The sequence below is a fragment of the Pseudogemmobacter blasticus genome (assembly GCF_003071405.1).
Taxonomy (GTDB): domain Bacteria; phylum Pseudomonadota; class Alphaproteobacteria; order Rhodobacterales; family Rhodobacteraceae; genus Pseudogemmobacter; species Pseudogemmobacter blasticus.
The window spans coordinates 1,522,906-1,546,633 of the sequence record NZ_CP020470.1; the positions used below are offsets into that span (position 1 = coordinate 1,522,906).

A 23,728-nucleotide genomic window follows, 5' to 3' on the forward strand; every position below is an offset into this window, starting at 1 on the left:
TCGGGCGGTCGCGCACGGGGCCCCAAACGGGGAGAAGGCGGCGGACGAACGGAATGACCGGACACGGGTCTGGGATCGCGTTTCTGCTGAACGGAACGCCGGTCGAGCTGTCGGGTGCCAGCCCGACGCAGACGCTGCTGGACTGGCTGCGCGAAGAGCGCGGCCTGTGCGGCACCAAGGAAGGATGCAACGAGGGCGACTGCGGCGCCTGCACGGTGATGGTCACCGATGCCTCGGGTAGCCATGCGCTGAACGCCTGCATCCTGTTCCTGCCGCAACTGCACGGCAAGGCGGTGCGCACGGTGGAAGGCATCGCCGGGCCGGACGGCGCGCTGCATCCGGTGCAAGAGGCGATGGTCACGCATCACGGGTCGCAATGCGGCTTCTGCACGCCGGGCTTCGTGGTCTCGATGGCCACGGCGCATCTGAACGGCGACCGGGCGCATGATGACGTGCTGGCGGGGAACCTGTGCCGCTGCACCGGCTATGCCCCCATCATCCGCGCGGCCGAGGCCGCCGAAGCCGCCCCGGTGCCCGACTGGATGAAAACCGATGCGGGCTTCCTCTTGGCCGAAATACCCCGGGGGTCCGGGGGCAGCGCCCCCGGCCTGTGCCGCCCCGCGACCACGGATGAACTGGCCGATTGGTACATCGCCCACCCCGAGGCGACGCTGATCGCCGGGGCAACCGATGTGGGCCTGTGGGTGACCAAGCAGTTGCGCGACCTGTCGCCGGTGGCCTTTCTGGGTGGGATCGACGAGTTGAAGCGGATCACGCCGCAGGGCGACACCATCCGCATCGGCGCGGGCGTCACGATCGAGGCGCTGCGGCAGGCGATGGCCGGGCCGCATCCGGCGCTGGCCGAAATGCTGCGCCGCTTTGCCAGCCTTCAGGTGCGCAATGCCGCCACCATCGGCGGCAATATCGCCAATGGCAGCCCCATCGGCGACGGGCCGCCCGCGCTGATCGCGCTGGGCGCCACGCTGCACCTGCGCCGGGGCGAGGCCCGCCGCAGCCTGCCGCTGGAGGCCTTCTTCCTGGACTATCGCAAGCAGGACCGGCAGCCCGGCGAATTCGTCGAGGCGGTGACGATCCCGGCCCATGCGCCGGCGCTGCGGATCTACAAGCTGTCGAAACGCTTTGATCAGGACATCAGCGCCGTCTGCGGCGGGTTCAACGTGACGGTGCAGGACGGGCGCGTGACCGGGGCCCGCATCGCCTTTGGCGGCATGGCGGGGATTCCGAAACGCGCCACTGCGGCCGAGGCGGCGCTGGCCGGGCAGGCCTGGACCGAGGACACGGTGCGCGCGGCCATGGCGGCGATGGACGCCGACTTCACGCCGCTGAGCGACATGCGCGCCAGTGCCGACTATCGCCGACGCACGGCGCAGGCGATGCTGCTGCGCTATTTCCATGATCTGGCCGGGCGGCCGGTCTCGGTGCTGGAGGTGGGCGCATGAGCCTTGGCAACCCCCTGCCCCATGACAGCGCCCCCCTGCATGTAACCGGGCAGGCGCGCTATCTGGACGATATTCCGCTGCCGGCGGGCACGCTGCATCTGGCCTTTGGCCTGTCAACGGTGGCGCATGGCACGATCACCGCGCTGGACCTGTCGGCGGTGCGGGCGGCGCCGGGCGTGGTGGCCGTGCTGTCGGCGGACGACCTGCCCGAGATGCCGGATTGCAGCCCCTCGGTCCATGATGAACCGCTGCTGGCGGTGGGGCGGGTGCATTATGTTGGCCAGCCGGTGTTTCTGGTGGTGGCAACCAGCCATCTGGCGGCGCGCAAGGCGGCGCGGCTGGGCAAGGTGAGCTATGCTGAGCTGCCCGCCCTGCTGACGGTGGAAGACGCGCTGGCGGCGAACAGCCGGTTCGAGACCGGCCCCATCATCTGGGCACGCGGCGATGCGGGGGCCGCAATCGCCGGCGCCGCGCATGTGGTGGAGGGCGAGTTCCCGGTTGGCGGGCAGGAGCATTTCTATCTGGAAGGCCAGATCGCCGCGGCGATCCCGCAGGAGGATGGCGTTCACATCCTGTCCTCGACCCAGCATCCGAGCGAGATCCAGCACAAGGTTGCCCATGCGCTGCATCTGCCGATGGCGGCGGTGCGGGTGGAAACCCGGCGGATGGGCGGCGGGTTCGGCGGCAAGGAAAGCCAGGGCAATGCGCTGGCCATTGCCTGCGCGGTGGCGGCGCGGCGCCTGGGCCGGCCCTGCAAGATGCGCTATGACCGCGACGACGACATGGTGATCACCGGCAAGCGCCATGACCTGAAGATCAGATACCGGGCCGGTTTCGATGACGCGGGCCGGGTGACGGGGATCGAGTTCACCCATCTGTTCCGCTGCGGCTGGAGCCAGGACCTGAGCCTGCCGGTGGCCGACCGCGCCATGCTGCACGCCGACAACTGCTATTGGCTGCCCGCGATCCGCATCGAGAGCCACCGGCTGCGCACCCATACGCAAAGCGCCACCGCCTATCGCGGCTTTGGCGGGCCGCAGGGGATGATCGGCATCGAGCGGGTGATGGACCATGTGGCCTTTGCGCTGGGCCGTGACCCGCTGGAGGTGCGCCGGGCCAATTTCTATCGCGATGCGGATGCCGCCGGGGACAGCGCCGGTGGCGCTTCGCCCCCCGGCCCCCCCGAGGATATTTCCGGACAGATGAAAGGGGTTCAGACAACGCCCTATCTGATGCCGGTGGAAGATTTCATCGGACATGCGCTGGTGGCCGAGTTGGAGAAATCGAGCAATTATCAGGCGCGGAAGGCGGAAATTGCCGATTGGAACCGGACAAATCCGATCCTGAAGCGCGGGATCGCGCTGACGCCGGTGAAGTTCGGGATTTCCTTCACCCTGACCTGGCTGAACCAGGCGGGGGCGCTGGTGCATGTCTATCAGGATGGCAGCATCCACCTGAACCACGGCGGCACCGAGATGGGCCAGGGCCTGAACCAGAAGGTGGCGCAGGTGGTGGCCGCAGTCTTCGGGGTTGACACGGGGGCGGTGAAGATCACCGCGACCGACACATCGAAGGTGCCGAACACCAGCGCCACGGCGGCCAGTTCGGGCAGCGACCTGAACGGCATGGCGGCGCAGGCGGCGGCCGAAACGATCCGCGGGCGGATGGCCGCGTTTCTGGCCGGCCGGCATCAGGCGACGGCCGAAGCGGTGCGGTTCCAGGCGGGCCGGGTGCAGGTGGCGGGCGCCGATTACAGCTTTGCCGAGGTGGCGCAGGCCGCCTATCAGGCGCGCATCTCGCTGTCATCCACCGGCTATTACGCGACGCCCAAGATCACCTGGGACCGGGTGAAGGGCGAGGGGCGGCCGTTCTTCTATTTCGCCTATGGCGCGGCGGTGACCGAGGTGGTGATCGACCGGCTGACGGGCGAGAACCGCATCCTGCGGGCGGACCTGCTGCATGACACCGGCAATCCGCTAAACCCGGCGCTGGACATCGGCCAGATCGAGGGCGCCTATGTGCAGGGTGCGGGCTGGCTGACCACGGAAGAGCTGGTCTGGGATGGCAAGGGGCGGCTGGCGACCCATGCCCCCAGCACCTACAAGATCCCGGCCTGTTCGGACCGGCCGCGCATCTTCAACGTGGCGCTGTGGAACCGGCCGAACCGCGAAGACGCGGTCGGCAGGTCGAAGGCGGTGGGCGAGCCGCCCTTCATGCTGGGCATTTCGGCCTTTTATGCGCTGTCCGATGCGGTGGCGGCCTGCGGCGACGGAACCATCTACCCCGACCTGCGCGCCCCGGCCACGGCCGAGGCGGTGCTGGCGGCGGTGCGGCGGGTCGAGCGCGATGTTTGACCTGGGCGCCCTGCAGGCGGCGGTGGCCGCCGAAGGGCGGGTGGCCCGCGTGGTGATCGCAGCGCATGACGGATCTTCCCCGCGCGAGGTGGGGGCGGCGATGCTGGTCTGGCGGGGCGGGCAGTCGGGAACCATCGGCGGCGGGGCGCTGGAATGGGAAGCGGTGCAGCGTGCCCGGGCGGCGCTGGACGGGCAGGACCGGCTGGACAAGGTGCCGCTGGGGCCGGCGCTGGGGCAGTGCTGCGGCGGCGCGGTGCTGCTGCTGACCGAGGTCTGGGACAGCGCGCGGCTGGCCGGCGTGACGGGGGATGCGGTCGTGCGCCCGATGCCGGGCACGGCGGGGGAGATGCCGCTGAAGGTGGCCAACCGGCTGCGCCGGGCGCGCAACGGCGAGGCGCCGCTGGGGACCGAGCAGGTTCAGGGCTGGATGATCGAACCGCTGGCCCGCCCAGGCCGCGAGGTCTGGGTCTGGGGCGCGGGCCATGTGGGCCGGGCGCTGGTGGCGGTGCTGGCCCCCCTGCCCGGCCTGCGGCTGACCTGGGTGGACATCGCGCCGGAGCGGTTTCCCGACACGGTGCCTGACGGCGTGACGGTGCTGCCCGCGCCGGCGCCCGAGTCGCTGGTGGCCTATGCGCCGCAGGGGGCCGAGCATCTGATCGTGACCTTTTCACATGCGCTGGATCTGGAACTGTGCCATCGCTTGCTGGGCCATGGCTTTGCCCGGGCGGGGGTGATCGGGTCGGCCACCAAATGGGCGCGGTTCCGGTCGCGGCTTGCGGGGTTGGGCCATTCGGCTGCCCAAATCGCGCGCATCGACTGCCCGATCGGCGATACCGGCCTTGGCAAGCATCCGCAGGCCATTGCGATTGGCGTCGCGGTGGCGATGATCAGGGCGGGACAACGAAAAGAAACCTGGGGGACGGGACGGGGGAATGACAGGGACGCAGCCGGCTGACAGCGCGGAGACGACCGCAAGACCCGAGCTTTTGCGGGTGGAGGGGATCACCAAGGCCTATCCGGGCGTGGTGGCCAACAGCGATGTGTCCTTCACGATCCGCGAGGGCGAGGTCCATGCGCTGCTGGGCGAGAATGGCGCCGGCAAGTCGACCATGGTCAAGATGATCTTCGGTCTGGTGCGCCCCGACAGCGGACGGATGACCCTGCGCGGCAAGCCCTATGCCCCGGCCAAGCCGGCCGAGGCGCGGCGGCTGGGCGTGGGCATGGTGTTCCAGCATTTCAGCCTGTTCGAGGCGCTGAATGTGGCCGAGAACGTGGCGCTGGGCATGGAAAACCCGCCGCCGATGCGCGAACTGGCCGCCCGCATCCGCGCCGTGAGCGAGGAATACGGCCTGCCGCTGGACCCCGCCCGCATGGTGGGCGACCTGTCGGCGGGGGAACGCCAGCGGGTCGAGATCATCCGGTGCCTGCTGCAAGACCCGAAACTTCTGATCATGGACGAACCGACCAGCGTACTGACGCCGCAGGAGGTGGAGATCCTGTTCAAGACGCTGCGCCAGTTGTCGCGCGAGGGGACGGCGATCCTGTACATCAGCCACAAGCTGGAAGAGATCCGGTCGCTGTGCGACACGGCCACCATCCTGCGGCGGGGCCGCGTGGTGGCGACCTGCACCCCGCGCGACCGCACGGCGCGCGAAATGGCGGAACTGATGGTGGGCAGCAGCCTGCAGGCGCCCGAACGCAGCCGCGGCGAAAAGGGGCCGGTGGCGCTGGGGGTCAGCGACCTGTCGGTCGCCTCGCCCATTCCGTTCGGCACCTCGCTGAAGGCCGTGTCCTTCACGGTGGCGCGCGGCGAGGTGCTGGGCATTGCCGGGGTGGCGGGCAACGGGCAGGACGAATTGCTGCTGGCGCTGTCGGGCGAGCTGAAATCCGACGCCGACCGGGTGCGGATCGACAGCCACGCGGCGGGCCATCTGGGCCCGTCCGAACGGCGCAAGGCCGGGCTGGTGGCCGCGCCCGAGGACCGCTACGGCCATGCCGCGGCGCCGGACATGAGCCTGGTGGAAAACGCGCTTCTGTCGGGGGCGGTGCGCAAGGGGCTGACGCGGGCGGGTTTCATCGACTGGGCCGCGACCAGGGCTTTTGCGGAAGAGATCATCACCGCCTATGACGTGCGCACGCCGGGGCCGGATGTGGCGGCGCGGGCGCTGTCGGGCGGCAACCTGCAGAAATTCCTGATGGGGCGCGAGCTGATGCAGGGCGCCAGCGTGATCGTGATCAACCAGCCGACCTGGGGCGTGGATGCGGCAGCGGCCGCGGCGATCCGGCAGTCGATCCTGGACCGCGCGGCGGAAGGGGCGGCGGTGGTGGTGATCAGCCAGGATCTGGACGAGCTGCTGGAGGTGGCCGACAGCTTTGCCGTGCTGAACGAAGGGCGGCTGACCCGGCCCCGCAGCACCGAAGGGCTGACCATGGAGGAGATCGGCCTGATGATGGGCGGCGCGCATGGCATGGAGGTGGCGCATCATGCTGAGGCTTGAGAAGCGCCCGACGCCCAGCCGGTTCTGGCTTTACGCAACGCCGGTGGTGGCCGTGGTGCTGACGATGATCGTCGGCGGCATCCTGTTCGCGCTGATGGGCAAGAACCCGTTCGAGGTGATCCGAACCATCTTCTGGGACCCGGTGTTCGGCGAGTTCGCCTTTTACCTGCGCGGCCAGCTTCTGGTGAAGGCGGGGCCGCTGATCCTGATTGCCATCGGGCTGGCGCTGGGGTTCCGGGCGGGCATCTGGAACATCGGGGCCGAGGGGCAATACATCATGGGCGCCGTGATCGGGGCCTCGGTCGGGCTGGCGGTGTTTCCCACCGAAAACCGGCTGATCTTTCCGGTGATGGTGCTGGCGGGGGCCTTTGGCGGCTGGGCCTGGGCGATGATCCCGGCCATCCTGAAGACGCGGTTCAACACCAACGAAATCCTTGTGTCGCTGATGCTGGTCTATGTGGCGCAGACCATTCTGGCCAAGGCGGCGACCGGGTTCCTGAAGAATCCCGAAGGGATGGGTTTTCCGGGCAGCCGCAATTTCAGCAGCTATCCGGCGGCGGCAAACCCTGAACTGATCGCGGGCAGCGGGCTGCACTGGGGCGGCGTGACCGCGCTGGTGACGGCGGTGCTGGCCTATATCCTGCTGAGCCGGCACATTGCCGGATACCAGATCAAGCTGGCCGGACAGGCGCCGCGCGCGGCGCGGTTCCACGGGGTCAGCCCGACGCGGCTGGTCATGCTGTGCATGGGCCTGTCGGGCGCGCTGGCCGGGCTGGCGGGCCTGTTCGAGGTGACGGGTCCGGCGGGTCAGATCAGCATCGACTTCAACACGGGCTACGGGTTCACGGCGATCATCGTGGCCTTCCTGGGCCGGCTGAACCCGCTGGGCATCGTGCTGGCGGGGTTCCTGATGGCGCTGACCTATGTGGGCGGCGAGATGGCCTCGACCAACCTGGGCCTGCCGGCGGCGGCGATCCAGGTGTTCCAGGGGATGCTGCTGTTCTTCCTGCTGGCCGTGGACGTGCTGACCAACTACCGCTTCCGCCTGGGCGCGGGTGCCGCAAGCGCAGGAGCGAAGTGATGGATTTCGGCGGTATCAATCCGGTCATCCTAATCGCGGGGCTGATGGCCACGGCGGTGCCGATCCTGCTGGCGGCGCTGGGCGAAACGGTGGTCGAGCGGTCGGGTGTGCTGAACCTGGGCGTCGAGGGGATGATGGTGATCGGCGCACTGGGCGGCTTTGTGACCGCCGTCCACACCGGCAGCCCGGCGCTGGGCTTTCTGGGCGGGGCGGTCGCGGGCGCGCTGCTGAGCCTGATCTTTGCCGCGCTGACGCAGGTGTTCCTGGCCAATCAGGTGGCAACCGGGCTGGCGCTGACGCTGTTCGGGCTGGGGGTCAGTTCGCTGGGCGGACAGGGTTACAACGGCATCAAGCCGCCGCATACGCCGGGCCTGCTGCCCGAGGCGCTGGCGGGTATCCCGGTGGCCGGGCCCATCCTGTTTGGCCATGACTGGGTGGTGTATTTCTCGATCGCGATGACGGCGCTGGTGTGGTGGGTGCTGAAGGCGACCCGGATCGGGCTGATCATCCGCGCGGTGGGCGAAAGCCACGACTCGGCCCATGCGCTGGGCTACAAGGTGAACCGCATCCGCCTGCTGTGCATCCTGTTCGGCGGGGCGATGGCGGGCATCGGCGGCGCCTATGTCAGCCTGGCAAGGGTGCCGCAATGGGTGGACGGCATCACCGCCGGCGCGGGCTGGATCGCGCTGGCGATCGTGGTCTTTGCAAGCTGGCGGCCCTGGCGCGTGCTGGCCGGTGCCTATTTCTTTGGCGGAATCGGGGCACTTCAGTTGAATGTGCAGGTGTCTGGCGGGATTCCGCTTGGCATCCTGGGCCTGATCGCGCTGGTCTGCGGTGCCATCCTGGCGGTGGGGCTGCTGCGGCGTTCCACGCCGGAACGGCCGCAGATGCACCCCGCCGCCGTGGCGGTGCTGGCAGTACCGCCGCTGGCCTGGGTGGTGGGGCTTGCCATGGGGCTGACGCAGATCAAGGTGCCGGTCGAATACTTGTCCATGGCCCCCTTTGTGCTAACCATCGTGGTGCTGGTCATCATGTCCTCGGGGCGCGGCAAGGCGGCGACGGGCGCGCCGGCCAGCCTGGGACAGAACTTTCACGCCTCGCGCTGACATCAGGGCGGGGACTTACTTCGCGGGGCCGATCAAGGCCCTGCCACAACGGGGAGACGCTACATGAACCGCAGAACGCTGCTTGCAACCGCCGCGCTGGGCCTGAGCCTGGCTTTCGGAGGCGGTGCCCAGGCTGCCGGCATGGACAAGGTGAAGGCCTGTTTCGTTTACGTCGGCCCGATCGGCGACGGCGGCTGGACGTTCCAGCACCATCAGGGTGCCCTGGCCGTGAAAGAGAAGTTCGGCGACAAGGTCGAGATCCAGTATCAGGAAAGCGTGCCGGAAGGCGCCGATGCCGAGCGGGTGCTGACCCAGATGGCGCTGGGCGGCTGCAACATCATCTTCACCACCTCGTTCGGCTACATGGACGCGACCAATGCGGTGGCCGCCAAGTTCCCCGACGTGAAGTTCGAACATGCCACCGGCTTCAAGCGCGAGCATCCGAATGTCAGCACCTACAACGCGCGCTTCTATGAAGGCCGCGCGGTGCAGGGCACGATTGCCGGCATGATGACCAAATCGAACAAGATCGGCTACATCGGGTCGTTCCCGATCCCCGAGGTGATGAACGGCATCAACTCGTATTACCTGGCCGCCAAGAAGGTGAACCCGAACGTCGAACTGTCGGTCGTCTGGGCCTTCACCTGGTTCGATCCGGCGAAAGAGGCCGATGCCGCCAAGGCGCTGATCGACCAGGGCGTCGACGTGATCGCGGCGCATACCGATTCGACCGCCCCGCTGGCCGAGGCCGCCAAGGCCGGCGGCGCGGTGATCGGCTTCGGTCAGGCGTCGGACATGGAAGCCTACAAGCCCAGCCCGCGGGTCAGCTCGATCATCGACAACTGGGCGCCCTACTATGTGGAGCGCGTCGGCGCGCTGCTGGACGGCACCTATGAACAGTCCGACATCTGGGCCGGCATCGCCGGGGGCGAAGTGCTGATCGGCGAAATCACCGATGCCGTTCCGGCCGAGGTGAAGGCCGCCGCCGAAAAGGTGCGCGACGACATTGCCGCCGGCACCTTCCACCCGTTCACCGGCCCGATCAAGAAGCAGGACGGTTCGGACTGGCTGGCCGAAGGCGCGACCGCGCCGGACGGCGACCTGCTGGGGATGGATTTCTTCGTCGAAGGCATCAAGGGCGACATCCCGAAGTGAGCCCCCTTCGGAGCTGACGACAGAAGGCCCGCTTCGGCGGGCCTTTTCATTTTCCGAAGCACCGGATTTCACAGCAAACATTACGTTTTGAAATTCAAACATTCGAATTTATTATAGTGAAGCCGGGGAGGCAGAATTTCAGAGGGAGGATGAAGAATGGCGCATGTCGTTGTGCTGGGGGCAGGCTTGGGCGGGGCGATCATGGCCTATGAGATGAAGGACCAGCTTCGCCCCGAAGACACGATCACCGTGGTGACGAAAGACCCGGTTTACCATTTCGTGCCGTCGAACCCCTGGATCGCGGTGGGCTGGCGCAAGCGCGAGGAGATCACGGTGGATCTGGGGCCGACCATGGCGCGCAAGGGCATTGCCTTCCGGCCTGTCGCGGCGGAACGGGTGATCCCGCAGGAAAACCGCATCCGCCTGGTCGATGGCAGCGACGTGACCTATGATTTCCTGATCATCGCCACCGGGCCCGAACTGGCCTTCGACGAAATCCCGGGCTTTGGCCCGCATGGCGGCTTTACCCAGTCGGTCTGCCATATCGACCATGCCGAACAGGCCGAACAGGTGTTCCAGAAGCTGCTCAAGGCGCCCGGCCCGGTGATCATCGGCGCGGCGCAGGGGGCAAGCTGCTTTGGCCCCGCCTATGAATTCCTGTTCATTCTGGAATCCGCCCTGCGCAAGGCCAAGATCCGCGACAAGGTGCCGATGACCTTTGTCACCGCCGAACCCTATATCGGCCATCTGGGGCTGGACGGGGTGGGCGACACCAAGGGGCTGCTGGAATCCGAGATGCGCGGCAAGCACATCAAATGGATCACCTCGGCCCGGGTGAAGCAGGTCGAGGACGGCAAGATGACCGTCGAGGAGATCAATGACGACGGCAGCGTGAAGGCCGAAAAGGTGCTGCCCTTTGCATTCTCGATGATGCTGCCCGCGTTTCGCGGCATCGCGCCGGTGCGCGGCATCGAAGGGCTGTCGAACCCGCGCGGGTTTACCATCGTGGACCAGCACCAGCAGAACCCGGCCTATCCCAATGTGTTTGCCGTGGGCGTCTGCGTGGCCATCCCGCCGATGGGGCCGACGCCGGTGCCTTGCGGCGTGCCGAAGACCGGCTTCATGATCGAAAGCATGGTCAGCGCCACGGCGCATAACATCGGCAACATCCTGCGCGGCAAGGAACCCGATCAGGTGGGCACCTGGAACGCGGTCTGCCTGGCCGATTTCGGCGACGGGGGCGTGGCCTTCGTGGCGCAGCCGCAGATTCCGCCGCGCAACGTGAACTGGTCGTCCAGCGGCAAATGGGTGCATCTGGCCAAGGTGGGGTTCGAGAAGTACTTCCTGCGCAAGCTGCGCAAGGGCACGGCCGAACCGTTCTACGAGGCGCTCGCGCTCAAGGTGCTGGGGATCGACAAGCTGAAGGAAACCCACAAGGGTTAGGGCGCGGGGGCGCCGCGGGTCTGGTCGATCAGGTGGTCCAGAAAGGCGCTGGCGGCAACCGACAGGTGCTTGCCGCGCGGATAGGCCACGTTCCAGACCCGCATCAGCGGGAAGCCCTGCACGTCCAGCGCCACCAGCCGGCCGGTCGCCACGTCTTCGGCAATGGTATCCTGTGACAGGATCGCCAGCCCAAGGCCGGCGACCACCGCTTCCTTGATCGCTTCGTTCGAGCCAAGCTCCATCCGCACGCGGGGCCGCAGGCCGCAATCGGCAAAGTAGCGTTCGGCGGCGGCGCGGGTGCCCGACCCCTGTTCGCGCAGGATGAAGGGTTCGGCGGCCAGCCCGGCGAAGGGCAGCGCGGGCTGGCCCGCCAGCGGATGATCGCCGCGCGCCAGCAGGGTGATGGGGTTGCGGGCAAAGGGCGTGGCCACCACGTCCAGCCCCGCCGGCGGCTGGCCCAGGATGCAGAGATCGTCTTCGTTCGCGGCCAGCCGGGCGATCACCGTTTCGCGGTTGGTCACGGTCAGTGCGATTTCGATGCCGGGATTTTCGGTGCAGAAGGTGCCCAGGAGGCGGGGCAGGAAATACTGCACCGTCGAGACGATGGCGATGCGCAGCCGCCCGCGCCGCAGCCCCTGCAGATCGGCCAGGTGCATGTCCAGCCGTTCGACGCCTTCCAGCGTTTCGCGGGCGGTTTCCACCACGGCGCGGCCGGCTTCGGTCAGGAACAGGCGCTTGCCGATCCGGTCCAGCAGCGGCAGGCCAAGCGCGTCTTCCAACTGCTTCACCTGCGCGAACACGGCGGGCTGTGTCAGGTGCAGTTCTTCGGCCGCGCGGGTGTAGCTGGCATGGCTGGCCACCGCGCGAAACACCTGAAGTTGGCGCAGGGTGTACCTGATCATAACCTTTTCCCTGTTCTGAAACTAAAAACTATTCAGTTTTGTTTAGTCATACAAGACGCGATACCGGCTGCGACCCGCACATATGGGCACGACAAACGGGAGAGAGCCGATGGCCGCGAAGACCTATGACGCCGGTGTGAAGGAATACCGATCGACCTATTGGGAACCGCATTACACGGTGAAGGACAGCGACATCCTTGCCGTGTTCAAGGTGGTGCCGCAGGCCGGCGTTTCGCGCGAGGAAGCCGCCGCCGCCGTGGCCGCCGAAAGTTCGACCGGCACCTGGACAACGGTCTGGACCGACCTGCTGACCGACCTCGACTATTACAAGGGCCGCGCCTACGCGATTGAGGACGTGCCGGGGTCTGACGACGCCTTCTATGCCTTCATCGCCTATCCGATGGACCTGTTCGAGGAAGGCTCGGTCGTCAACGTGTTCACCTCGATCGTGGGCAACGTCTTCGGCTTCAAGGCGGTGCGGTCGCTGCGGCTGGAAGACGTGCGCTTTCCGCTGTGGTTCGTGGCCACCTGCTTCGGCCCGCCGCATGGCATCAACGTGGAGCGCGACAAGCTGGACAAATACGGCCGCCCCCTGCTGGGCTGCACCATCAAGCCGAAGCTGGGGCTTTCGGCCAAGAACTATGGCCGGGCGGTCTATGAATGTCTGCGCGGCGGGCTGGATTTCACCAAGGACGACGAGAACGTCAATTCGCAGCCCTTCATGCGCTGGCGCGACAGGTTCGATTTCTGCCAGGAGGCCATCGTCAAGGCCGAGGCCGAGACGGGCGAGCGCAAGGGCCACTACATGAACGTGACCGCCGCCACGATGGAAGAGGTCTACAAGCGCGCGGAATACGCCAAGGAGATCGGCACGCCGATCATCATGTCGGATTACCTGACGCTGGGTTGGGCGGCGCACAACTCGCTGTCGAAATGGTGCCGCGACAACGGGATGCTGCTGCACGTTCACCGGGCCATGCACGCGGTGATGGACCGCAACCCGAACCACGGCATCAACTTCCGCGTTCTGGCGAAGCTGCTGCGCCTGCTGGGCGGCGACCACCTTCATTCCGGCACCGTGGTGGGCAAGCTGGAGGGCGACCGGGCGGCGACGCTGGGCTGGATCGACCTGCTGCGCGACCGCCACATCAAGGAAGACCGTTCGCGCGGGATCTTCTTCGATCAGGACTGGGGGCCGATGCCGGGGGTGTTCCCGGTGGCCTCGGGCGGGATTCACGTCTGGCACATGCCGGCGCTGGTTTCGATCTTCGGCAATGACTCGGTCCTGCAATTCGGCGGCGGCACGCTGGGCCACCCCTGGGGCAATGCGGCGGGCGCCGCGGCAAACCGGGTGGCGCTGGAGGCCTGCGTTCAGGCCCGCAACGAAGGCCGCGAGCTGGAGAAGGAAGGCAAGGCCATCCTGACCGCCGCCGCGCAGCACAGCCCCGAGCTGAAGATCGCCATGGAGACCTGGAAAGAGATCAAGTTCGAGTTCGACACCGTGGACAAGCTGGACACCCAGCACCGCTGAGCCGCCAAAGGGAGAGAGATGATGAGCAAAGTTCAGGACTATACCTCGCGGCTGTCCGACCCGGCGAGCCGCAAGATGGGCACGTTTTCCTACCTGCCGCCGATGGACGAGGCGCAGATCCGCAAGCAGGTGGAATGGATCGTGAAACACGGCTGGAACCCGGCCATCGAACACACCGAGCCGCAGTTCGCCAAATCGAACTTCTGGTACATGTGGAAGCTGCCCATGTTCGGGGAAACCGATGTCGATGCCATTCTGGCCGAGCTGAAAGCCTGCCATGAGGCCAACCCCGACAATCACGTCCGGCTGATCGGCTACAACAATTTCACCCAGAGCCAGGGCGCGAACATGGTGGTCTATCGCGGAACACCCGTCTGACCGCCCTGCCCGCCGCAGCCCTGCGGCGGGCGCTTTCCCGATGCCCCGAGGCCGCCATGGACCAGATCACTGCCCCCTTCCGCATTGCCGCCGACCCCTGGTATCGCCCGGTGGCCGACGAGGTTGCGCTGTATGAGGCGGCCTATGCGGCGAAGATGCCGGTCATGCTGAAAGGCCCCACCGGCTGCGGCAAGACGCGGTTCGTGGAACACATGGCCTGGCGGCTGGGCAAGCCGCTGGTCACGGTTTCCTGCAACGAGGACATGACCGCCTCGGATCTGGTGGGGCGGTTCCTGCTGGATGCAGAGGGCACGCGCTGGCAGGACGGGCCGCTGACCTTTGCCGCCCGGCATGGCGCGATCTGCTATCTGGATGAGGTGGTCGAGGCGCGGCAGGATACGACCGTGGTGATCCACCCGCTGACCGACAACCGCCGCGTGCTGCCACTGGAAAAGAAGGGCGAACTGCTGCGGGCGCACCCCGACTTTCACCTCGTGATCAGCTACAACCCCGGCTACCAGAGCCTGATGAAAGACCTGAAGCAATCGACCAAGCAACGCTTCGGCGCGCTGGATTTCACCTATCCCGATCATGCGGTCGAGGTGGAGATCGTGGCGCATGAAACGGGCATTGACCGGGGCCTGGCCGACAAGCTGGTGTCGATCGCCGAACGGGCGCGCAACCTGAAGGGGCACGGGCTGGACGAAGGCATTTCAACCCGGATGCTGGTGCACGCGGGCGGGCTGATCGCGCAGGGCGTGGCGCCGGTGCCGGCCTGCCGGATGGCGCTGGTGCGCCCGATCACCGACGACCCCGACATGCGCGACGCGCTTGACGCCGCCGTGACCACGTTCTTCTGAGCCGCGCCATGACAGACCCGGCCGCCCGCGTGACCGAGGCCCTGGCCGAGCTGCCACCGGCCGAGCGGGCGCTGTACGCCAGCCTGCGGGCCGAGGCGGCGCGCAGCCTGTCGCCCGGCGGGCTGGTGCTGTGGGCCGAAGGGGCGCTGGCGCTGCACCGGATGGGCCGCGGGCCCGAGGTGGTGCGGGCCTGGATCGAGGCCGCGGCGCCGCTGGCGCGCGAACTGGGCGAGGACGTGCTGCCCGATCTGGTGCGCGATTGTCTGCGGCTGGCCTCGCGCACCTCGGGCGCGGTGATCGCGCGGGTGCTGGCGACGGCACCGCTGGCGGCGCGGCGGCTGGGGGATGCGGCGCTGTTCCGGGGCTGGATGGCGTTTCTGGACACGCTGCTGGCCCAGGCGCCGCGCGGGCTGCGCCCGCTGCTGGACCATCTGGACGAACTGCTGGGCGTGCTGACGCTGGGCGGGCTGCGCCGCTGGGCGCTGTGGGGGGCCGAGGCGCACCGCAGCAACCCGGAAGAACAGATGCGTTACTTCGCGCTGGCCAGCGCCGAATCGAAGGCCGTGTTGCAGCGCGAACGCAAGGGCACGCTGTTCGTGGACATCCACCGTCGGATCGGCGCCTATCTGCGCGCGCTGTGGGGCCGCGATTTCGCGATGCGCCCCACCTCGGGCGATTACGAGGCGCGCGAAGGGCTGCGGCCGTTTCTGGAGGCGGGGCTGCTGCACCTGCCCGACGCCTGGGACGACTGGCAGGGAATCGCGGGGGCCGACATCTACCGCGCCGCCGCTGCCCATGCGGCCGCGCATGTGATGGCCTGGCGCGGGCCGCTGGCGGCCGACGGCCTGTCGCCCCGGCAGATGGCCTGTATCGGCGTGATCGAGGATGCCCGGGCCGAGGCGCTGGCCATTGCCCGCTTTCCCCGGCTGCGCGACCTCTGGGCTCGGTTCCACGGCGAGGCAATGCCGCTGGACCGGGTGGCGCGCGGGCTGCTGCTGCCCGAGGCGGCCACGACCGACCCGCTGGTGGCCTGGGCGCGGGCCGAATTTGCCGGGGCCGATCTGGCAAGCACCACGGCGTCGCGCCGGATCGGGCTGGCGCTGGCCGAACGGCTGGGCACGGGGCGGTTGCCCGCGCCGGTGGCCGCACCCTATCGCGACGACAATCGCCACCTTTGGGAAACCGAAGAGGTGGACTGGGACGAAGCCCCCGCCCCGGCGCAGCGGCGGCGCTATGTCTCGGTCTCGGAAATGGTGAACGAGGTGGAGGTGGAAACGGCGGGCGAGGATGCGCAGGAGATTCTGGTCTGCGCGACCGAGTTCTTCGATGACGACGGCACCAGTTTCAACGCGCGCGAGGGGCGCGATCCGGTGGCCCCGCCGCGCAGCTACCCGGAATTCGACTATCGCATCCAGCTTGAGCGGCCCGACTGGGCGACCGTGCTGGAAATGCGCCCGCTGGCCGGCGACCCCAAGGCGGTGGAGGCGATCCTGACCGAACACCGCCCGGTGTTGCAGCGGATGCGCCGCGTGCTTGAGGCGATGCAGCCGCAGGGGGTGCAGCGGCTGCGGCGGCTGGAGGATGGCGACGATCTGGACCTGAACGCCGCGATTGCCGCCCGGCTTGACCTGCGGCTGGGCCGGCAGCCCGACCCGCGGGTGATGATGCGGCAGGTGCGGATCACCCGCGACGTGGCAGTGCTGCTGCTGATGGACCTGTCGCAATCGACCAATGATGTGGTGGGCGAAGGCGGGGAACGGCTGATCGACCTGACCCGCGCCGCCGCCACCCTGCTGGCCGAGGCGGTGCATCGGGTGGGCGATCCCTTCGCGCTGCACGGGTTCAGCTCGGACGGGCGGCACAACGTGTTCTACCAGCGCTTCAAGGAATTCGGCGAAGACTGGGGGCCGCTGCCCAAGGCGCGGCTGGCCGGGATGGAGGGGAGGCTGTCCACCCGCATGGGGGCGGCGATCCGCCATGCCGGCTGGCACCTGTCGCAGCAGCGCGCGGCGCGCAAGCTGCTTCTGGTGCTGACCGATGGCGCGCCCGCCGATATTGACGTGCGCGACGCGGCCCACCTGCGCCACGACGCCCGCGCCGCCGTGGCAGAGGTGGCGCGGCAGGGGGTTTCGCCCTTCTGCCTGACGCTGGACCCGCAGGCCGATGCCTATGTCGCGCAGATCTTCGGCGCGCGCGGCTACCAGATCCTTGACCGGATCGACCGCCTGCCCGAGCGGCTGCCCCGGCTTTATGCCGGGCTGGCGCGGCAGGGCTGACACGGCCGGTCCGGCGCGGCTGACGGCTTGCGCTTCGCCGGGCGGGGTGGTTCTGTCGGCCAGGGTTCGAGGGCACGACATGCAACATGATTTCCTGATCATCGGCGGCGGCATCGCCGGGGTTTCGGCGGCGGCGCGGCTGGCGCCCCTTGGGTCTGTCCTGCTGCTTGAGGCCGAGGACACGCTGGCGCATCACGCCTCAAGCCGGTCGGCCGCGCTCTATGAGCCGCGCTATGGCACGCCCGCCGTGGTGGAACTGTCGATGGCCTCGGGCGACTATTTCCGGTCGGTCCCCGGCCTGCTGACGCATCGCGGGCTGATGCTGGTGGCGCGGGAAGACCAGCGGGCGGATTTCGACCATGACGTGAAGGCGATGGCGTTTGAGTCGATCTCGCCCGCCGAGGCGCAGGCGATCGTGCCGATCCTGAATCTGGATGTGGTCAAGCTGGCCGGGCTGGCGGACCATGCCGATGACATCGACACCGACCTGCTGTTGCAGGGCTTTGCCAAGGAGGCGCGCGCCCATGGGGCGGCCATTGTCACCCGGGCCCGGGCGACCGCGATCACCCGCACGGCATCGGGCTGGCGGGTGGCATGGGCCGGGGGCGAGGCCGAGGCGAAGCTGCTGATCAACGCGGCGGGGGCCTGGGTGGACGAGGTGGCGAAGCTGGCCGGGGTGCAGCCTTTGGGCTTTGTGCCGCACCGCCGGTCGATGGCGCGGATACCGGCGCCGGGCGGGCTGGATGTCAGCCGCTGGCCCATGATCTTTGGCCCCGGAGAGGACTGGTATGCCAAGCCCGATGCCGGGGCGCTGATCGTGTCGCCCGCCGACGAAGACCCGATGGAACCGCATGACGCCTGGGCCGATGACATGGTGCTGGCCGAGGGGCTGGCGCGGTATGAATCCTTCATGACCGAGCCGGTGACCCGCATCCTGGCCAACTGGGCGGGCCTGCGCACCTTTGCCCCCGACCGGGTGCTGGTGATCGGCCCCGACGCGCGCGATCCGGCCTTCTTCTGGCTGGGCGGACAGGGGGGACAGGGCTTCCAGTCCTGCCCGGGCGCCAGCGCGCTGGTGGCCGACCTGATCGCCGGCCGGCCCCCTGCCCTGCGCGCCGATCTGGTGGCGGCACTGTCGCCCGCCCGCTTTGGCTGACGGGGTGCGGCAGGTCGGCACTTGACATTCATTTATTTGAATGTGAATTGAGGGCGAAACGCCGTGGCCCCACGGGCCGCCCCTCAAGGAGCATGAGATGAGCTACAAGGCCAAGATCGCCGACATGCGCAGCGAGCTGCGGGTGATGAACAAGCTGATTCCCGACACGATGGCGGGGTTCGGCCAGTTGTCGAAGGCGGCCAAGGACAGCCCGGCGATTTCCGTCAAGGAAAAGGAATATGTCGCGCTGGCCATCGCGGTCAGCCAGCGCTGCGAGCCCTGCATCAACTTTCACGTCGAGGCGCTGATGAAATGCGGCGCGACGCGGGAAGAGCTGGGCGACGTGCTGGCGATGTGCATCCAGATGGGCGGCGGCCCGGCGGTGATGTATGCCGCGCACGCGCTGGCCTGCTGGGATGAACTGGCGCAACCGGCGGCCTGATCGCCGCGACGGAAAGCCGGGGCGCGCGCGTTCCATATTCACACAGCGGAATATGGAGGCCATCATGACCACGCGCGCGCTTTCCCTGACCCTTGCCCTGGCCCTTGCCTTGGGCCTTGTCCCCATGGCTGCCACGGCCGAGACCTTTGCGCCGGGCCAACAGTTCCTGACCATGTGGGACCGCAACGGCGATGGCGCCGTGACGCTGCCCGAAGCGCGGGAACGGCGGGACGAGATCTTCACCACCTTTGACGCCAATGCCGATGGCATCCTGTCGCCCGACGAACTGGCGGCGCTGGATGACGCCCGGACCGACATGCGCGCCCAGATGCAGGACGCCCGGAGCGAGGCCGGGATGGGCAAAGGCATGGGAATGGGCATGGGCATGGGAATGGGGCACGGCAAAGGGGGCGGCGGCGGCGCGGCCCTGCGGGACGCCAATGGCGACGGGCAGGTGACGCGGGACGAATTTGTCGGCCTGACCACCGCCTTCTTTGCCCGGATGGACCGCAACGGCGACGGCAGCCTGACGACCGGGGATTTCGGCCGCAGATAGGCCGCGGATTGCCGCCAATGGCAGGCGGCTGAAGGCGTTTTTTGCCGCGCGGGGGCGTGACATCCGCCCCCGCTTCGGCCAGCATGGCCGGATCATGCGTATCCTTCCCCTGTTCCTTTGCCTTGTTCTGGCCGCCTGCGGTGCCTCGCGCACGCCTTCGGCCCATGCACCCAACGCCCGCCCCGCCGCCGCTGTGCCGGCGGGTCAGGTCACCTCTGCCAATTTCTCGGATGCCAAGCCGGTGACGGATTGGGGTGGAAAGCCGCCGCAATCATTCCCCGTGCACGGGCTGGATGTGGCGAAGTATCAGGGGACCATCGACTGGGAAACCGCGCGCAGCAACGGCGTGAACTTCGTCTTCGTCAAGGCGACCGAAGGCGGCGACCGGGTGGACGAGATGTTCCACGACCATTGGCGCGGCGCCGGCCGGGCCGGGGTGGCGCGCGGGGCCTATCACTTCTTCTACCACTGCCGCCCGGCCATCGAACAGGCGCGCTGGTTCATCCGCAATGTGCCGCGCACCGCCGGCGCCCTGCCCCCGGTGCTGGACATGGAGTGGACGCCGTTTTCGCCCACCTGCACCATCCGCCGCACGCCCGAGGAAATTCGTCGCGACGCCGACATCTTCATCCGCGCGGTGGCCAACCATTACGGACAGCGGCCGATCCTTTACACCTCGATCGACTTCTTCCAGGACAACGAGATGTGGAAGGTGAACGGCGCCGACTTCTGGCTGCGCGCCGTGGCGAAGCATCCGAAGGATCTGTATGACGGCCACCCCTGGACGTTCTGGCAATACACCTCGACCGGGCTGGTGCCGGGCGTGAACGGCCGGGTTGACATCAACGTCTTCGAAGGGTCGGGCGCGCAATGGGCGGCCTGGCTGGCCGCGCGGACGCGGTGAACGTCGCGTCAGGCTTGCCGGAAACCGGCATCGCCCCCTAACCTTTTCCGGCCCGGGGATGCGGGCCGGAAAAAGGGGAGGCTGCGATGTTGGGAGGCCGAAGCTGGAGCGAGTGGATCGCGCAGTATCAGCAAAGCCATCAGAACAGGTGGAACCAGTTGACCCATGCCTTCGGGATTCCGATGATCGTGGTGTCGTTGGCGCTGGCGGTGCTGTCGATCCTTGTGCCGGGGCTGTGGGGCTGGGCGGTGGCGCTGTTCATCCTGGGCTGGGCGTTGCAGTTCGTGGGCCATGCCATCGAAGGCAAGCCGCCCGAATTCTTCAAGGACTGGCGCTTCCTGCTGGTGGGCACCCGCTGGTGGTGGGCCAAGGTGACCGGGCGGATCTGACCCGGCCTCCCCGCGCCTGAACGAAAAAAGCCGCCCCCCGGAAGGATGCGGCCCGTTCGTTTCCTGACCGAAATCTTCAAAGATTTCGGACCGGAGCCTTCGAAGACTCCGGTGCCCGTGCCCGGACGAAATCGCCCTCAGCCATCCACCCGGATGCGGGCGTTGGTCGGGTCGTGGGGGCTGTCTTCCACCACCACGGCATCCCATTCCTTCAACTGGATCTTGACCTTCAGCTTCGTGCCCACCTCGGCCAGATCGGGGCGGACATAGCCCATGCCGATCTGCTTGCCGAAGGCCACCGACCAGCCGCCCGAGGTGAGGCGCCCGATCTTTTCGCCGTTCAAAAGCAGGGCTTCCTTGCCCCAGGGATCGGTGTCCGAGGGGCCGTCGATCAGCAGGGTCACGCATTTGGCGCGGATGCCGGTCTTCAGCATGGCGTCCTTGCCGCGGAAGTCCTTGGTCAGATCGACGAAACGGTCCAGCCCGGCCTCAGGCGGGGTGGCATCGCGGCCCAGTTCGGTGCCGAAGGCGCGGTAGGATTTTTCCTGCCGCAGCCAGTTCTGCGCCCGCGCGCCAACCGGCTTCAGCCCGTGCTTTTCGCCCGCCTTCAGCAGCAGATCCCAGAGGTAGCGGCCGAATTCGATGGGATAGTGCAGTTCCCAGCCCAGCTCGCCCGTATAGGCCACGCGGATGGCGCGGACCGGGCACATGCCCAGTTCGATGTTGCGCATCGACAGCCAGGGGAACCGCTTGTTCGACAGCACCGTTTCGGGATCACGGTCCTTGACGATCTCCTTGAGAATGGCGCGGGCGGTGGGGCCGGCCAGCGCATAGACGCCCCATTGCGTGGTGACATCGTGAATGTCGATGTGGCCGCCACCCGCCGCGGTGAAATCATCCGCCGCCTTTTGCAGGAAGTCATAGTCATAGGCCGTCCAGGCGCCGGCCGAGATGATGTAATATTCATCCTGCGCCAGCCGGACGATGGTGTATTCCGTCCGCGTGGTGCCGGCTTCGGTCAGGGCATAGGTCAGGTTGATCCGGCCCACGTTCGGCAGCTTGTTGCAGGTGAAGTGGTCCAGGAAGGCCGTCGCGCCGGGGCCGCGCACCAGATGCTTGGTGAAGGCGCTGGCGTCGATGATGCCGCAGGTTTCACGGACGGCTTTCGCCTCGGCCTCGGCAAAGGGCCACCAGGAGGCGCGGCGGAAGCTGCGGGCGTGGTGGTCGTAATCGGCGGGTGCCCCGACCGGGCCATAGTAGTTGGGCCGTTCCCAGCCGTTCACCTGGCCGAACTGCGCGCCCAGGTCTTTCTGCCGGTCATAGGCCGGGGCGGTGCGCAGCGGACGGCAGGCTTCGCGTTCCTCATCGGGGTGATGCAGGATGAAAACGTGGTCGTAACATTCCTCGTTCTTGCGCGCGGCATATTCCGTGGTCATCCAGTTGCCGTAGCGCTTGGGGTCAAGGCTGGCCATGTCGATCTCGGCCTCGCCCTGCGTCATCAACTGGGCAAGGTAATAGCCGGTGCCGCCGGCGGCGGTGATGCCGAAGCTGAAGCCTTCGGCCAGCCACATGTTGCGCAGGCCCGGCGCCGGGCCGACCAGCGGGTTGCCGTCGGGGGTATAGCAGATCGGACCGTTGAAATCGTCCTTCAGCCCCACGGTTTCCGAGGACGGCAGGCGGTGGATCATCGACATGTATTCCGCCTCGATCCGTTCCAGATCCAGCGGGAACAGGTCGGCGCGGAAGGTTTCCGGCACGTCATACAGGAACCGCGCGGGGGCGTTCTTTTCATAGGGGCCCAGAATCCAGCCGCCGCGTTCCTCGCGCACATACCATTTGGCATCGGCATCGCGCAGGACGGGGTGCTGCGGGTTGGTCTTGCGCCATTCCACCAGCGCGGGGTCGGGTTCGGTCACGATATACTGGTGTTCGACCGGGATCGCCGGGATCTTGATGCCCAGCAGCCGCGCGGTGCGCTGTGCGTGGTTGCCGGTGGCGGTGACCACATGTTCGGCGTGGATTTCGTATTTCTCGTCGCCGGGCACCAGACGGCCGCCCTGTTCCACCATGCGGGTGACGGAAACGATCCATTCGCTGCCGGTCCAGCGGTAGGCATCGACCTGGATCTTCCGTTCGATCGTGGCGCCAAGCTGGCGCGCGCCCTTGGCCATGGCCTGGGTCACGTCGGCGGGGTTGATATAGCCGTCCTGCGGGTGGAACAGCGCCCCCTTCAGGTCATCGGTGCGAACCAGCGGCCAGCGTTCCTTGATCTGCGCGGGCGTCAGGAATTCATGGTAGACCCCGGCGGTTTCGGCCACGCTGGAATACAGCATGTATTCGTCCATCCGGTCCTGGGTCTGGGCCATCCGCAGGTTGCCCACGACATAGAAGCCCGGGTTCAGCCCGGTTTCGGCCTCAAGCCCCTTGTAGAAATCAACGCTGTACTTGTGGATATGGGTCGTCGCGTAGCCCATGTTGAACAGCGGCAGCAGCCCCGCCGCGTGCCAGGTGGACCCCGAGGTCAGTTCGTCGCGCTCGACCAGCAGGGTGTCCCAGCCGGCCTTGGCCAGGTGATAGGCGATGCCGGTGCCGACGGCCCCGCCACCAACGACAAGGGCTTTGACATGCGTTTTCATGGACCCGACTCCGAATGTGGTTTGGGCCATATGTGACAGACCTCGGGTTTGCCGGGCAAGCCCGCCCGACCCTTCGCGTCAGAAAACGACATGTCGCGATCAGGCCACCGGGGCGACGCTGCCGCAAGGCCGAAGGGCCGAAGGTCCGGCAGCGGGTTGACGAGATAGCGGACTCCGGCCTACGCCTTTTGCCATGAAGGCAAGGACGCGGGGCCAGAAACGGCAGGGGGTGGCATGGGTGCTGTTGGTGCCCTTCCTTCTCATGTCGCTGATCTCGCCCGCGGTCATGCCGGCGCGGGCCGATGACGGCACGCTGACGCTGGTGCTGTGCACCGGCGACGGGCCGGTCGAGATGACCATCGACCTTGCCACCGGCGCCCCGGCGAAGAAGGCGCCCGATGGCAGCCCCGACCGTTGCGCCTGGGCCTGCGCGCAATGTGCGGGCGCCTGTCCCGGCGGCTGTGCCGGGGTGGCGCTGCCGCATCTGGCGCTGCGCCGGGCCGATCCGCCGCCGGCCACCATTACCCTTGCCCGGGCCGAAGCCACCGGCCTGCCGCCCGCCACGGGGCCCCCCTCCGCCGTCTGACGTTTCGTTTTCCAG

20 protein-coding genes are annotated in these 23,728 nt (G+C 67.7%); 18 read left to right on the forward strand and 2 right to left on the reverse strand.

What is annotated here, in order from left to right:
* The first annotated feature begins 53 nt into the window (after positions 1 to 53).
* From xdhA to B6K69_RS07370, 8 genes are all read left to right on the forward strand, one after another.
* Positions 54 to 1,460 (forward strand): xanthine dehydrogenase small subunit, encoded by a 1,407-nt coding sequence (gene xdhA / locus B6K69_RS07335; RefSeq protein WP_108643319.1) that lies wholly within the window; start codon positions 54 to 56, stop codon positions 1,458 to 1,460.
* Complete coding sequence (xdhB, locus tag B6K69_RS07340) at positions 1,457 to 3,814, forward strand: xanthine dehydrogenase molybdopterin binding subunit (RefSeq protein ID WP_108643320.1); 2,358 nt, start codon at positions 1,457 to 1,459, stop codon at positions 3,812 to 3,814. The genes xdhA and xdhB overlap by 4 nt, the downstream gene beginning before the upstream one ends.
* Positions 3,807 to 4,769, forward strand: coding sequence for a xanthine dehydrogenase accessory protein XdhC (gene xdhC / locus B6K69_RS07345; RefSeq protein WP_108643321.1), 963 nt, complete (start codon positions 3,807 to 3,809; stop codon positions 4,767 to 4,769). Before xdhB ends, xdhC begins: the two co-directional genes overlap by 8 nt.
* Positions 4,747 to 6,312, forward strand: a complete 1,566-nt coding sequence (locus B6K69_RS07350) for an ABC transporter ATP-binding protein (RefSeq protein ID WP_108643322.1) — start codon at positions 4,747 to 4,749, stop codon at positions 6,310 to 6,312. Before xdhC ends, B6K69_RS07350 begins: the two co-directional genes overlap by 23 nt.
* The gene (locus B6K69_RS07355; protein ID WP_108643323.1) at positions 6,299 to 7,393 is read left to right on the forward strand and encodes an ABC transporter permease; all 1,095 of its coding nucleotides are present in this window, start codon (positions 6,299 to 6,301) and stop codon (positions 7,391 to 7,393) included. The genes B6K69_RS07350 and B6K69_RS07355 overlap by 14 nt, the downstream gene beginning before the upstream one ends.
* Positions 7,393 to 8,499, forward strand: coding sequence for an ABC transporter permease (locus tag B6K69_RS07360; RefSeq protein ID WP_108644829.1), 1,107 nt, complete (start codon positions 7,393 to 7,395; stop codon positions 8,497 to 8,499). Before B6K69_RS07355 ends, B6K69_RS07360 begins: the two co-directional genes overlap by 1 nt.
* Before the next feature lie 63 nt (positions 8,500 to 8,562).
* On the forward strand, positions 8,563 to 9,654 hold the full coding sequence (locus tag B6K69_RS07365; protein ID WP_108643324.1) for a BMP family ABC transporter substrate-binding protein: 1,092 nt from the start codon (positions 8,563 to 8,565) through the stop codon (positions 9,652 to 9,654).
* A gap of 156 nt (positions 9,655 to 9,810) precedes the next feature.
* Positions 9,811 to 11,097 carry an NAD(P)/FAD-dependent oxidoreductase gene (locus B6K69_RS07370; RefSeq protein ID WP_108643325.1) on the forward strand — a complete coding sequence of 429 codons (1,287 nt, stop codon included), beginning with the start codon at positions 9,811 to 9,813 and terminating at the stop codon, positions 11,095 to 11,097.
* On the opposite strand, the gene B6K69_RS07375 is transcribed toward B6K69_RS07370, so the two are convergent.
* Positions 11,094 to 11,999 carry a LysR family transcriptional regulator gene (locus tag B6K69_RS07375; RefSeq protein WP_228156832.1) on the reverse strand — a complete coding sequence of 302 codons (906 nt, stop codon included), beginning with the start codon at positions 11,997 to 11,999 and terminating at the stop codon, positions 11,094 to 11,096. The two genes, B6K69_RS07370 and B6K69_RS07375, sit on opposite strands and share 4 nt — an antisense overlap.
* 109 nt (positions 12,000 to 12,108) lie before the next feature.
* Here B6K69_RS07375 and B6K69_RS07380 point away from each other — a divergent pair, with 109 nt between their 5' ends.
* The 9 genes from B6K69_RS07380 (at position 12,109) to B6K69_RS07420 (ending at position 20,491) form a co-directional block, all read left to right on the forward strand.
* Complete coding sequence (locus B6K69_RS07380) at positions 12,109 to 13,530, forward strand: form I ribulose bisphosphate carboxylase large subunit (protein ID WP_107672225.1); 1,422 nt, start codon at positions 12,109 to 12,111, stop codon at positions 13,528 to 13,530.
* Between the two features lie 21 nt (positions 13,531 to 13,551).
* Positions 13,552 to 13,908 (forward strand): ribulose bisphosphate carboxylase small subunit, encoded by a 357-nt coding sequence (locus B6K69_RS07385; protein WP_107672430.1) that lies wholly within the window; start codon positions 13,552 to 13,554, stop codon positions 13,906 to 13,908.
* A 56-nt stretch (positions 13,909 to 13,964) separates the two neighbouring features.
* Positions 13,965 to 14,768 carry a CbbQ/NirQ/NorQ/GpvN family protein gene (locus B6K69_RS07390; RefSeq protein ID WP_107672224.1) on the forward strand — a complete coding sequence of 268 codons (804 nt, stop codon included), beginning with the start codon at positions 13,965 to 13,967 and terminating at the stop codon, positions 14,766 to 14,768.
* A gap of 8 nt (positions 14,769 to 14,776) precedes the next feature.
* Complete coding sequence (locus B6K69_RS07395; RefSeq protein WP_108643326.1) at positions 14,777 to 17,044, forward strand: VWA domain-containing protein; 2,268 nt, start codon at positions 14,777 to 14,779, stop codon at positions 17,042 to 17,044.
* 79 nt (positions 17,045 to 17,123) lie between these two features.
* A complete protein-coding gene (locus tag B6K69_RS07400) occupies positions 17,124 to 18,200 on the forward strand; it encodes an NAD(P)/FAD-dependent oxidoreductase (RefSeq protein ID WP_108643327.1) in 1,077 nt (358 codons plus the stop codon).
* A gap of 97 nt (positions 18,201 to 18,297) precedes the next feature.
* Positions 18,298 to 18,642: a carboxymuconolactone decarboxylase family protein gene (locus B6K69_RS07405; RefSeq protein ID WP_107672222.1), complete on the forward strand. Its 345-nt coding sequence runs from the start codon at positions 18,298 to 18,300 to the stop codon at positions 18,640 to 18,642.
* 64 nt (positions 18,643 to 18,706) lie between these two features.
* Positions 18,707 to 19,198 (forward strand): EF-hand domain-containing protein, encoded by a 492-nt coding sequence (locus B6K69_RS07410; protein WP_228156833.1) that lies wholly within the window; start codon positions 18,707 to 18,709, stop codon positions 19,196 to 19,198.
* A 94-nt stretch (positions 19,199 to 19,292) separates the two neighbouring features.
* Entirely contained in the window at positions 19,293 to 20,102 is an 810-nt protein-coding gene (locus B6K69_RS07415; RefSeq protein WP_108643328.1) for a glycoside hydrolase family 25 protein, read from the forward strand.
* Between the two features lie 86 nt (positions 20,103 to 20,188).
* Entirely contained in the window at positions 20,189 to 20,491 is a 303-nt protein-coding gene (locus B6K69_RS07420) for an Mpo1-like protein (RefSeq protein WP_108643329.1), read from the forward strand.
* A 137-nt stretch (positions 20,492 to 20,628) separates the two neighbouring features.
* Here the strand turns inward: B6K69_RS07420 and B6K69_RS07425 are convergent, their stop codons facing one another.
* A complete protein-coding gene (locus B6K69_RS07425; protein WP_108643330.1) occupies positions 20,629 to 23,127 on the reverse strand; it encodes a GcvT family protein in 2,499 nt (832 codons plus the stop codon).
* 247 nt (positions 23,128 to 23,374) lie between these two features.
* On the opposite strand from B6K69_RS07425, the gene B6K69_RS07430 reads away from it, so the two are divergent.
* Entirely contained in the window at positions 23,375 to 23,713 is a 339-nt protein-coding gene (locus tag B6K69_RS07430; protein ID WP_123876547.1) for a hypothetical protein, read from the forward strand.
* Positions 23,714 to 23,728: the final 15 nt, after the last annotated feature.